Origin of the sequence: Bifidobacterium dentium JCM 1195 = DSM 20436 (genome assembly GCF_001042595.1) — a bacterium.
Taxonomy (GTDB): Bacteria; Actinomycetota; Actinomycetes; order Actinomycetales; family Bifidobacteriaceae; genus Bifidobacterium; species Bifidobacterium dentium.
The window spans coordinates 2151393-2163275 of sequence record NZ_AP012326.1; the positions used below are offsets into that span (position 1 = coordinate 2151393).

Sequence of the window (11883 nt, forward strand, 5' to 3'; positions counted from 1 at the left end):
GGGCAGGAAATCCGCAGAACGGGGAAGCCTCTCCCCCTATAAGCAAACCGGTACTCCTCAATCCCCTTACGTACCCTTGAAACGAGTGGACGCCAAATACGACACACCACCCATCATGCTGAGAGCATAACGGGTGGCTGCCATGATATTTCGGGGGCTTACGATCGGGTCAGCTTTTTACGCTTCAGATTCAGCACGATATCGGCGGCATCGGCTACACGCTCGGAATGCGTGACCACGATGACGCACTTGCCCAACTGGTGCGCGGCATCACGCAACAGCGTGATCACATCACCCGTCGTCTTCGGGTCCAGGCTACCGGTCGGCTCATCGGCCAGAATCACGGAACCCGGGGAGACCAAGGCGCGGCCGACCGCGACACGTTGACGCTGACCACCCGATAGGTGCATGATGTTGCGCTTCGCTTCCTCACGGGTGAGACCCAGATCCTCAAGGATCTTCAGATCGGCCTTGGGATTGACCAAACGTAGGTTCTCCACCGGCGTGAGATAGTCGATCAGATTGTGGTCCTGGAATACCAAGGACACATGCTCACGGCGATGCTTCGAATACCCCGTCTCGGCGATGTTCCCGCCTTCGAAACGGACCACGCCCTTCGACGGGGAATCCAACCCTGCCAACAACGACAACAGGGTGGACTTGCCCGCGCCGGACGGTCCGGTTATCGCATACATCTTACCGGCCTCGAAATCCGCGCTGACATCCGACAGAACGCGTATCTTGGCCGCGCCGTACATGTAATCGACATGATCCAACTGTAGACAAACCGACATGATTGTTACTCCTAACTCATGGAGGAAAGAATGGACTTGGGAGAACGTGCCAGCACCGAGGCGAGCGACACCACCAAGGCGACCGCAATGACCCCGCAGCCAAGCAGCAATATGAGCGATGTCTGAGCAGGCGGCAAAGCATCCACCTGCAACGACGAGAGGGAGGCATCATCCGCATTGGCCAGCAGCATGGACGACACGAACCCCGATAGCAAAGCGCCGGTACCAAGCGAGCACAAGGCCGCAACCAACGCCATCAGGCAGGTTTCGATCACGAACTGCCCGACGATCCGGGCCTTGCCGATGCCGATGGCCAGAAAGACACCTATCTCATGGATGCGGGAACGCACCCAGAAGACCAGCACCATGCCCAGCACCAGAACGCCGACCAGGCAGACGACCGCCAGGATCAGACGTACCAGATTACGCACCGTATTCACAGCCTGCAGTACGCCGGAGAAACGGGACGAATTATCCGTGACGTCATATTTCGTCCCGGCCAGCTCCTTGGCCTTCCGTATCGTGTCAGGCAGGCTTTGCGCGCTGGCCGACAGGCACCGTACCGTATCGATCCGCGGTTCACCGGTCAGTTTGGAAGCCACGTTCATCCCCGCATACAGCAGATTCTCCGAGGAATCCGACGGCATGGGACTTTGCGACTGCGTTTTGCCGGAAAATATTCCGGATACGCGTACGGTGGAGTCATGATCGCCTTGTTTCAACGTGAACGTCGAGCCGACCGACAATCCGTTCCGCTGCGCGAAATCCCGATGCACCAGTACACCATCGCCATCACCGGAGATGTGCTTTCCCTGTTCGAGCCGGTACAGTCCACTCTGGAATTCCGTGGACAACGAGGAATCCGTGGACCCCAATACGCTGACCTGTGCGGCCACGCCAACGTCCAGACGAGGCCCCTGTTGGGGAACGACAGGCTGGGCGCCGTCCAGTTCCGCAAAGGTCTTGGTCTCATATGCGGCCTTTTTCACGCCATCGAGATGAGCGAATCGGTCGGCCTCCTTCGTGCTGATGGGATCTTCGCGCGCCTCGACCGCAAAACCGATGCCCATGCTCCCGCCGATGCGATCGGCCACATCCTGCAAGGCCGCCGAGACTCCGGCCTGCGCCACCAGACCGGTGAAGACCAACAGCATCAACAGGCCGATGAGTCCGCTACGGATCGGCTTGCGCACGATGGCCAGCACGGCACGGCTCCACACATTCACACTCGTCATCGCTGCATCCCCAGCAGATCACGCGGCGACTTGTACAGCATCGGCATGCAGGAGACGAGCACGCACACCAACACCACGCCCAAGAGCCCGAGGGAGACGGGAAGGATGGCGCCCGCATCGACCGATACCGCAAGCGTACTCAACGAGCGAGTCGCCATATTGGATTCGAGATTGCCGCCGGCCTGCCCCATGCTGCTCAGTTCGCGGGCGGCGGAGGCATTGACCGAACGAAGCGTGGACGAACCGAGCCATTGCGCCACCCCTCGCGCACACAGCCAGCCAAGCGCCAGGGACGGTATGCCGACCAAAATCATCTCGCTGACATATTGGGCGACCATGGAGGGCTTGCCCACGCCGATGGATACCAGCACGCCCATTTCCCGGCGGCGGTCATTCATCCACAGCAGCAGCACCAGGCACAGTACGAGGGCCGCGAAGATGAGCACGCCGATCAGGGTGCCGCGCATCATGGAGCGCACGCCCTGAGCCGCACTCAGCATGCCGGCCGTGTACTGGTCGTTGCGGGTGATCTGATAGTTCTTCCAATCCACCGGCAGCTTCTTCGCGTCGTTCATGGTCTTTTCCACATCAACGCCTTTGGCGAGGGTGAAGGTGGCGTCCTGGTAGATCTCCTTATCGGGCTTGTACTGGTACAACTCACGCGTGGTATTCAGATCCGTGTATACGGTGTTGGAGGTCAGCTCGGCCCTGGTGGCCACCTTCCTGTTGCTGTCGCCCTTGAAAATGCCCGCAATCGTGGTGGTGACGCTTGCCGTGGAGCCGGATTCGTTGTCGGCATCATACGGATTGGCCCTGAGGGTGAGCGTATCGCCCACCTTGAGGTTATTGGCTTTGGCGAGATCCTCGTGAATCATCGACATGTGCTTGTCGGAAGCCTTCAGATGGCGTCCCTGCGCAATGCTGAGCGCATGCGAGGCGAAGGCATTGAGCTTGGCCGAATCATTCGTACCCTCAAGATTCACGGCATTGCCGAATCGCTGCTCCTTCGTCTTGTCGTAATCGTCACCTTCAGGCAGCTTCATCGCATCGGCATCCGTCAGATCGGCGGTGACGTTCTGACGGACGACATACGAAGCGATTCCAGGCAGTTTCGCGATGCGCTGTACGTCGGCCGGTTTCACCGTGCCGGCTCCGCGCGGCGTTCCCGAATTGTTCTGAGGATTGTTGGCCAGCACAAAACCGACGACCGCCTGCTTTTCGATTTGCTCGGCTTCATGCTTTGCCGCTTGCGATACGGCAATCGTGGCAAGCATGCTTGCGGACACTATGGTCAGGATGACCAGCAGAACCAAGGTCCGTATTCGTTTTCTGAGTACATAGCGTCCCGCTCGTGAGATGAACGTCATGATTTCCTTTCCTATGAGAAAACAAGAAGAGGGCCTTCACACAAGCATTCTGAAGGCCCTCTCACATGAATGGAGGCGGATAGGCGTTACTTGCCACCGCGTCGACGCATGAACAGCGAGACACCTCCCGCAATCGCCGCCACGACCACCAACGACACCAGCACAACACCCGGTATGACCAGACTCGAACCCGTCGCCGCCATGACCTCCCGCATCGACGTCGTTCCGCCTGAATCGGCAACGGTCGCACCGGGCAGTTCAGCGGCCTGGGCCGCGGTTTGGGCGAATCCCACGAATAGGCATAGGCCAAACGACAGGACCGCACTCATCCATTTCGTCATTCTTCGCATTGTGCCGAGGTCTTTCCTATGAGATCTTTTTGCTCAATGGTCGGCTATCGCTCAACCGACCGATTATCCTCATGGTAAAAGTCCACGGAATCCCGTCCCCTTCGCTATTCGGCGACGGTATCATGCCATTTCGTTATCGGCGCATGCATCATCATTATTTTTCGGGTGCGTCTAGGGTATGTTTCGGCCCGTCGTTCACCTTCCGTCCGACCGAATCGATCATGGCGCGACACCGTTCGCTCAACAGCACCGACATGGCGATGAGGAACAGGCACAACGCCAGCACGACATCTTCGACCACTCTCCACACCCCGGTCGCCAAATGCCATCTCGTAGCGTCCAGATAAATCACGAAAACGATGAGAATGTACAGACGGACACACAACTGACGAACGGGAAGCCGTTCCTCATCATGCTGACGATCAGACACCATCCCCCGCTTTCCTTCGACGCCGGCCAGCCCTTTGAAACGCCATGATACCGCCGAACGTGACCATCACCGGCAGTCGGGGGGCATCCATCATCATGGACAAGCCGTCATGCCATCCTTCATCCACCCTATTTCAGCGGAAAACGCCAATCGGGACAACGATTATCCGAAGGTACGTCATAGGGGGACTCCAACGAAGACGCCGCACAGACGCGTAACATGATTCTTGCTTGCGAAAGCAAGTAACGGAGCATAGGGGCTATTGGCCTGTTCGGATTTTATCTTTCTCTCTGTCCGCGCAGGCCATATCCTTTCCGAAACTGCCGGGGTTCCACGCCTCTCCCCTCTTATCCTTCGTGGAACCCCGGCAGTTTCCTTTCCTCAGCATCGTCATGGCATGCAGCGACGAAGCCGGTCATCCCCGACGACGTGCCGTCCATGGCACACAGGTTGCCGAAGGCCCGTCGACAGACAACGCTTCACGCCGCGCACCTCCTGTACCCTCCCCGATGGATAGGGTACGTATAGGGGGATTATGCGGCTTGTCAACTCCTTGCAGACGCCGGCATCGAGCCATAGCATGCCTTATTATGTGGGGTGCTGATGCGGCCTGCGCAAGAGGATAAGGATTTCAATGGACTTGAGTAGGGCATGTATGGCAATATTCTCTGCTGCATTTTTTACGCCACTGGTTTTTTCTCCGATTGCCGCATGGGCATCCGCAGCCCCGATAGACACCGTTCCTCCCACCATGTCCGGCATGAACAGATTCCTCAGGCAGGGAGGCAAGAACAAGCTGGTCTTCGATGCCGTCTCGGCCAAACGGGCCGGATATTCGGACCGTGACCTGAAAATCGTATCCTCCCAGATCAGGCTGATGAACATGCTGCTGAGCGAGGGGCAGGCCATACTTCACCCGGACGGCTCCCTATCGTTGCGGTATTACGCATCCGAAGGTTCTTCACGAACCCTCGCGCGGGGAATCAACAGAATGGTGATCCAATGGTATGGCGTCTTCGAATACTGGTTGGACAGCGACAAGGCGCGTGATCTCATCTCGGAAATGAAAATGGGACGATTGCTGCCCGATATCATTCCCGGATGGCTCGGCCCGACGATCGACATCGACTCGACATCGTTGCTTCGGGGCGCGCGAGCGGCGGTCAAACCCGATCGAGGCGTGATCGTGTATGCGAGAGCCATGCGGGCCGGTGAACTGAATTCCATCTGGTTCACCTCCCAATGATGCCGGACCGGGTCTGAAGGTGTCTTCAGGCGACGATCTGCGAGCGAATGGGAGCCGGCTCCACGGCGTAATGCTTGCGCATGCTTTTCAGCATCGTACGAATGGCTCCGTTGGTCTGGTTCGCAGCCGTACGGAACTTGTCGAAAGTACGACCGTGCGGATCGTCGATATCGTGCGGAGCCGGCAACATCGGTCGAATCATCGAAGAGGACCTGATCACCGACTGCAGACGCTCCTGAATGGTCAGACCTTTGATCATGCCGTTACGGGCGCAGTATTCGCACATGTTCGCGAAATCGCTTAACAGGAACGTATACCGTACGGCGGCCGGCGCCAAGGCCACAATGTCCTTGCGCTGGCTCTTTTCAAAACACAGGATCAGGTCGGCCTCGTCCGCCATCTGACGTGTGAGGCGACGGGAGCGGAATCCGCTGGACTCGATGCCCACGCTATCCATCAGACGCGCGCTGGATGGATCGATCTGATGCATCGGCAGACCGCGGGTGCCGGCACTGGAGACACGTACCGTGGTACCGGTCAGATATTTCGTCAGCAACAGCTCACCCATAGGCGAACGGCAGATGTTGCCCGTACAGACGAACATGATATGCATACGCTGACCTCTTGCAGTGCGTGTTTCGGTTCCTTATGCCGGCTCCAGGGCCGCCATACCCTATAAATGGATATTTTAGCGCAGTCCCTGCCTTCGCCGAACCGCCATCGTGAGGGCTCGGGACGGAAGGCTTCCACCATCACCGTCAAATCACTATATGGACATATCTTGCAGTGCGAAACGGTTCGGCAATGTGGTTTCGATACACTGCCACGCACTACGTAACAAGCCGTGACCGCCTACGACAGACGGGGCGTACGGCAGGGGTTCCACGAAAGGACACATGATGAGCGAAGAAGACAAGCTCAACAAAAAAGTGGCCGAAGCCGTTGAAGTGGCAGCGAACGAGGCCGCAAAGCGCGAAATCGACGAACTGACCGAATTCGAGCACGCGGTCGACGAGATGCTGGCCTCCGGCTATCTGGATGATACGCTGCGCGTAATCGACACGGAAGGCGTGGCACAGGTGCTTCCGGTACTGGATTCCGAACCGATCTCGCATCTGGTCGAAGGCGTGGAGGCCGTCGGCGGGCGTGCGAACGTGTTCGTTCATACCAGCCAGGGCGTTGTGGCGCTGAGCGTGTTGGAGTACAAGCCGAACGACGAGGAGTGACGGCCGTACGAGAGTCGGGCTTGCCGGCTCCCGTACGGCTTTGGCCACGGTTACGGCCACGACCAAAGAGGCCCTCAGACTTTAATGTGAGATGCGGGCCAAGGCGCGCTGAACGGCTTCGCGTGTGGTGCCGGCGCCGCGTCCACGCACGCCGAAGAACACCATCAGCACCATGATGAAGCAAATGCCGGCACTGATGCGCAGAGCCCACTGAATGCCGAACACATTGGCGACAGCATACGTGCCTTTCGCACCTCCGATGGCGGCCCAACGCAACGACGTAAACGTTTCCATCAGAATCACCAGTACCGGAGCACCGACCGCACCGGCAATCTGACGCACGGTATTCGTCACGGCCGAACCGGCACTCACCTCCTGCGGCCGCAGACAATTAAGCGACCACGTAGTAATCGGCATGAGCACGAATCCCATGCCGATCTGACGCACGAACTGCCAGATCGACACCCACCAAATCCAAGACGTCATGGAAATCAAACTCATCATGACCGTACCGAAACACAATGTGATCGTGCCGATCAGAGCAACCGGCCGGGCACCGAATCTATCGAGCGCCTTGCCTCCGAAAAACTGCGAAATGCACTGCCCGAGAGCGCCGGGCAACATCACCAGACCGCTGATCGTGGCGGAATAGCCGCGGCAATTTTGAATATAGAGCGGCATAATCACCATAATCGAACTGAATGCGAAGAACGACAGGGCCGCAGTAACCGTACCGACCATGAAACTGCGGTTCCTGAGCACACCCAGATTGAGCAGCGGCGGCTGAACCGTCCGACGACCATCTTCAGGCCGGGCGGCAGCATACCGGCGAGCGCCATGAATCTGGCGGGCGACGAACCAGATGATGCCGATGATGCCGATCAGCATCGGCAGCCAGACCATGGGATGCGTATATGCGTACGATTCGATGTTCGTGAAGCCGAACATCAGCCCGCCGAAACCGAAGATCGACAGTCCGACGGAGAAGAAATCGGCCTTGGCGGAAGGGTCGTGCACGCCGAAGTTACGTAGTCCGAAGAATGCCAGAAACAGTGAAATCACGCCGATGATCGTCAGAGTGAAGAAGATCGAGCGCCAACCGTTCAAATCGGTCTGCACACCGCCCAAGGTAGGGCCGATGGCCGGGGCGACGCTCATGGCCATGCCCACGGTGCCCATGGCCATGCCGCGGTGGGACAACGGGTAGATCGAAAAGACGGTAATCTGCAGCACCGGCCACATCACACCGGTGCCGACCGCCTCCAACAGGCGGCCGATCAGCACCAATGCAAAGGTGGAGCCCAGCCAGGCGAACACGGATCCGGCAGTGAAGACGATCATCGAAGCGAGCACGATCTGACGGGTCGAAAAACGGCGGGTCAAATATGCCGTAAGCGGAACCATCACGCCCATGACGAGCTGGAAAATCGACGTCAGCCACTGTCCGGTCGTGACGGAAATGCCGAAATCGGTCACAATGGTCGGCAGAGCGGCGCTCAATTGCAGCTGCGTGAAGTTGCCGACGAAAGTGATGAACGTCAGAATCGCGATGGAAACGAATGCCGCATGCGTCAGATGGCCGTTGGCATAAGCCTCTTCACGTGCGAGCGCCTGCGATGTTCCCTTCATACCATTGTTCATGCATCACCTCTGCCACGTCATAAATGACTCCAGAATTCTATGCCTACGGTCGGGCATTGCGCCCCCGGCCAAAGCTGGTTCAGACCTTGCCAAGGAGCGTGAGGAAGATAAGGAGAACGTTGAGTGCGACGATCAGCGCAGCGACGGCGATGTTGAGCGCATGCTTGAACGGACCGTCCGCATATTCGCCCATAAGATCCCTGTCGTGCGTGTAGCGCATGAGCGGAATGATTGCGAACGGGATGCCGATCGACAGCACCACCTGCCCGACGATCAGCGCTTCGGTCGGATTGCCGGCAAACCACAGCACAATCAGCGCCGGCACCAGCGTAACGATTCGGCAGGCCCACATCGGTGCCTTGATCCGCAGCAATCCGTGCATGATCTCGGAACCCGCGTACGTGCCGACGGACGTGGAACTCAGACTGGAGGCCAGCAATCCTATGGAGAAAATCGTGCCGACGACCGGCCCCAACACACTCGCAATCGCATGCTGCGCACCTTCGATCGTGTCCGTGCCGGTCATGCCGTACAACGAATTCGCAGCCAGAACCAACAACGACAGATTCACGGAACCGGCCAACAGCAGCGCCCAAAACACATCGATCTTACTGCCGTGCAACAGTTGACGGACGGTCGGCTTGCGCTGACCGGGCGCATAATGGTCGTTCACCAGCGTGGAATGCAAGTAGATGGCATGCGGCATGACGGTGGCACCCAGCATGGAAGTGGCCATCAACACCGTTGCGGAACCTTTGAAACGTGGAATCAGACCGGCCGCCACCGCCTTCGGATCCGGCGGCGCTATGAACAGTCCCGCGATGAAGCCGAACGTAATCACCAGCAGCAATGCGATGATGAGTTTCTCGAACATGCGATGCGTGGCACCTTTCTGGAAAATCAGCAGAATCGTGGAAACCACGCCGATAATGCACCCGCCGAGAAACAGCGGCAGGCCGAACAGCAGATTGAGGGCGATGGCACCGCCGATCACCTCGGCCAAATCGGTGGCGATGGCGATGACCTCGGCCTGCATGAAGAACATGAACCGACCGCCGTCGCCCATGCGCTCGCCAAGGATTTCCGGCAGGCTTTTGCCGGTGACGATGCCCAGCTTGGCGGATTGGTATTGGATCAGTACGCTCATGCAGTTGGCGATTACGAGCACCCAGACCAGCAGATAGCCATATCGTGCGCCGGAAGTGATGTTGGCGGCCACATTACCCGGATCCACATAGGCTACGGCCGCCACGAAAGCCGGCCCGAGAATGCCCGCCAATGCGTGTCCGTGACGTTCCTTGCCCATGGCCTTTCCGTGCCCTTCCCTGTGACTGGCGATTAACGAGCAACGTTATAGCGCGATTATGTTACCTCGGCCTGTATTTCAGCTTTCCGGAATGGATTGTGCGGGGCAACCGTGGAGCACCGACAACATGGCCCGCTTCTCCTTGGTAGTCACGGTCAGACCGTACTTGTCTTTCACGCCGATCTGACGCGCGACGTAATCGCAACGGTAGTCGCCGTTCGTGGGCAGCCAATAGGCGGCCGACGCGGAACCCTTCTCCTGATTGGCCGGACCATCGACCGCCAGCAGATTGTACATGTCGTTGCCGTATTCGTAACGTTTGGCCCTGCTCCATTCGCGCGCGCCGGATTGCCACGCATTCTCAAGCGCCACCACATGGTCGATCTGCACGGCGCTGGACGTATCGCGCCCACGCCGGAAATGAATGGTCTTACCCGTGTACGGGTCGTTGAGCGTACCGGATTGCACTTTGCAGCCGCCGGCACTCTGGTACCGCACGTCCGTCAGATCACGGGCCAGCACATCCTCACGTACGTCGCAACCATTGCCATCCGCGTCCGTCTGACGATAGCCGAACGCGGTACGATCATAACCGGCCTTGCTGGGGTTATCGTCGACCGTAAGCCGTTCCAGCGTTTCCGCAGCGGTGCCGGTCGCCGTATATTCACCGGTGATCTCACCGACGGTCGGACTGGTTTTCGGCAGAATCAGGCCAATGGTGATGCCGACCACCGCGGCGATCACCAGTAGGCACAGTATGCGTTCGACCGGTCCTTCCGCGTTGAAACGCTTCTTGCGAAAGTGCGTGGCATTACGTCGTCGTGGCATGGGAATCCTTAATCATAGGCGCATGGGTCATGGGCCATAGGCAGAATCTCATCGGTAAGCAAGCCGTTTTATGGGCGGCCGACCGTCGAATCTTCGGTACAATCGAATCTTCGGTACATTGCATCGAACTGCAGACGATTGCGAATCAGGCGTAAGTGAACGTCAGCGGATCGTGACCGGCACGGGTCGGACCATCAAGCGCATCGATGACCGCATGCTCCTCCTGGGTCAGCGCAAAACCGAACAGGTCAAGGTTCTCCCGCTGACGTTGCGCATGCACCGACTTGGGGATGATAATGGTGCCATTTTCGATGTGCCAGCGCAGAATCACCTGTGCAGGACTTACATGATGAGCTTCCGCGATACGTTCGATCGCACCGTTTCCGGCGTTCAGATCGGCACCGCGCGCCATTGGCGAATACGCTTCGACCGCAATGCCATGCTCCTTGCAGTATGCGACGACCTCCCGCTGCTGCCAAGTGGGATGCAGTTCGATCTGGTTGACTGCCGGGTATTCGCCGGTCTCATCATGAAGTCGGTCAAGATGCTCCGGAAGGAAGTTGCACACGCCAAGCGTCTTCACGCGGCCTTCCGCGCGGAACTCGACGAAGGCCTTCCACGTTTCGCCGCTGCGCCAGTCGAACGGAGTCGGCCAATGCAGCATATACATGTCGACATACTCGAGTTGCAACAGACCGAGCTGACGGTCGAAGGCCTTGCGTGCGGAATCATAGCCCTGCTCGGAATCACGCAGTTTGGTGGTGACCCAGATTGTTTCGCGCTTGCTGCCGGTATCGTAGCCGGTGTTCGCGAGCGCACGGCCCACGCCAGCCTCGTTGTTGTATCCGGCGGCGCCGTCGATATGGCGGTATCCGGCCGCAATGGCGCTTTCGACGACCGGCGTCACGCCTTCATCATCGATGCGTAGCACGCCGAGGCCGACCTGTGGAATCTTATTGCCATCGCTCAGCGTGATCGTCGGAACGTGCCGTTCCTGTGGTTCCGTCATTGTGGTTCCTTCCGTTCTTTGTGGTTCGGTTCTGGTCCGTTCTGGCCTTGTCTGGTCCGGTTCGGTTCCGTTCTGGTTCTGTCCGGTCCGGTTCCCGTGGCATTTCCCAGATTAGCCCCGTGCGCCGCCCGACTCATCCGGACCGCATGCCCGGTCCCGGGCCCCTCCGCCAGGCACGCTGCCGCCCCGGGTCCCGTGCGCCGCGCACGACCCGCGGCAGGGGCCCTTTCCCCGGATCGTGCGCGGCCGCCCGCCCCCTCGGACCGCCATCCGGGGCGCATCCCGCCGGCCGGGCGTCCCGCACCGGACCGTACGGGGGTGTCTGCCGGTCCCGTCCGGACGCACGATTCCCCGGGGACGGCCGGACGGCGGGTCGTGCACGGCTCCCGAGTTCCGGTCTCCTTCCGCCGCGCACGGAGGGATCCCGCCGAATCCGTCGGATCCGCTGGAT

13 protein-coding genes are annotated in these 11883 nt (G+C 59.0%); 2 read left to right on the forward strand and 11 right to left on the reverse strand.

Annotated features, from left to right (window positions below; all coding sequences use genetic code 11):
* Positions 1-158 precede the first annotated feature (158 nt).
* From BBDE_RS09065 to BBDE_RS11445, 6 genes are all read right to left on the reverse strand, one after another.
* Positions 159-794 carry an ABC transporter ATP-binding protein gene (locus BBDE_RS09065; RefSeq protein ID WP_003838828.1) on the reverse strand — a complete coding sequence of 212 codons (636 nt, stop codon included), beginning with the start codon at positions 792-794 and terminating at the stop codon, positions 159-161.
* An 11-nt stretch (positions 795-805) separates the two neighbouring features.
* Complete coding sequence (locus BBDE_RS09070) at positions 806-2029, reverse strand: ABC transporter permease (protein ID WP_003838826.1); 1224 nt, start codon at positions 2027-2029, stop codon at positions 806-808.
* Complete coding sequence (locus BBDE_RS09075) at positions 2026-3396, reverse strand: ABC transporter permease (protein WP_003838825.1); 1371 nt, start codon at positions 3394-3396, stop codon at positions 2026-2028. The genes BBDE_RS09070 and BBDE_RS09075 overlap by 4 nt, the downstream gene beginning before the upstream one ends.
* A gap of 86 nt (positions 3397-3482) precedes the next feature.
* Positions 3483-3737: a hypothetical protein gene (locus BBDE_RS09080; RefSeq protein WP_003838823.1), complete on the reverse strand. Its 255-nt coding sequence runs from the start codon at positions 3735-3737 to the stop codon at positions 3483-3485.
* A 163-nt stretch (positions 3738-3900) separates the two neighbouring features.
* The gene (locus BBDE_RS09085; RefSeq protein ID WP_003838821.1) at positions 3901-4179 is read right to left on the reverse strand and encodes a hypothetical protein; all 279 of its coding nucleotides are present in this window, start codon (positions 4177-4179) and stop codon (positions 3901-3903) included.
* Positions 4180-4764: 585 nt separating this feature from the next.
* Positions 4765-4938: a hypothetical protein gene (locus tag BBDE_RS11445; protein WP_003840978.1), complete on the reverse strand. Its 174-nt coding sequence runs from the start codon at positions 4936-4938 to the stop codon at positions 4765-4767.
* Here BBDE_RS11445 and BBDE_RS09090 point away from each other — a divergent pair.
* Positions 4937-5422, forward strand: a complete 486-nt coding sequence (locus BBDE_RS09090; protein ID WP_003838814.1) for a hypothetical protein — start codon at positions 4937-4939, stop codon at positions 5420-5422. The two genes, BBDE_RS11445 and BBDE_RS09090, sit on opposite strands and share 2 nt — an antisense overlap.
* Before the next feature lie 25 nt (positions 5423-5447).
* Here BBDE_RS09090 and BBDE_RS09095 read toward each other — a convergent pair whose 3' ends face one another.
* On the reverse strand, positions 5448-6035 hold the full coding sequence (locus BBDE_RS09095; RefSeq protein WP_003838813.1) for an arsenate reductase/protein-tyrosine-phosphatase family protein: 588 nt from the start codon (positions 6033-6035) through the stop codon (positions 5448-5450).
* 283 nt (positions 6036-6318) lie between these two features.
* On the opposite strand from BBDE_RS09095, the gene BBDE_RS09100 reads away from it, so the two are divergent.
* On the forward strand, positions 6319-6648 hold the full coding sequence (locus BBDE_RS09100) for a hypothetical protein (protein WP_003838811.1): 330 nt from the start codon (positions 6319-6321) through the stop codon (positions 6646-6648).
* A gap of 81 nt (positions 6649-6729) precedes the next feature.
* Here BBDE_RS09100 and BBDE_RS09105 read toward each other — a convergent pair whose 3' ends face one another.
* The 4 genes from BBDE_RS09105 to BBDE_RS09120 all read right to left on the reverse strand — a co-directional run bounded on the left by BBDE_RS09105 (position 6730) and on the right by BBDE_RS09120 (position 11432).
* Complete coding sequence (locus BBDE_RS09105) at positions 6730-8289, reverse strand: MDR family MFS transporter (protein WP_003838809.1); 1560 nt, start codon at positions 8287-8289, stop codon at positions 6730-6732.
* A 79-nt stretch (positions 8290-8368) separates the two neighbouring features.
* A complete protein-coding gene (locus tag BBDE_RS09110) occupies positions 8369-9595 on the reverse strand; it encodes an Nramp family divalent metal transporter (RefSeq protein WP_003838807.1) in 1227 nt (408 codons plus the stop codon).
* Between the two features lie 78 nt (positions 9596-9673).
* Positions 9674-10423 carry an HNH endonuclease family protein gene (locus BBDE_RS09115; protein WP_003838805.1) on the reverse strand — a complete coding sequence of 250 codons (750 nt, stop codon included), beginning with the start codon at positions 10421-10423 and terminating at the stop codon, positions 9674-9676.
* 145 nt (positions 10424-10568) lie between these two features.
* Complete coding sequence (locus BBDE_RS09120; protein ID WP_003838801.1) at positions 10569-11432, reverse strand: aldo/keto reductase; 864 nt, start codon at positions 11430-11432, stop codon at positions 10569-10571.
* Positions 11433-11883 lie beyond the last annotated feature (451 nt).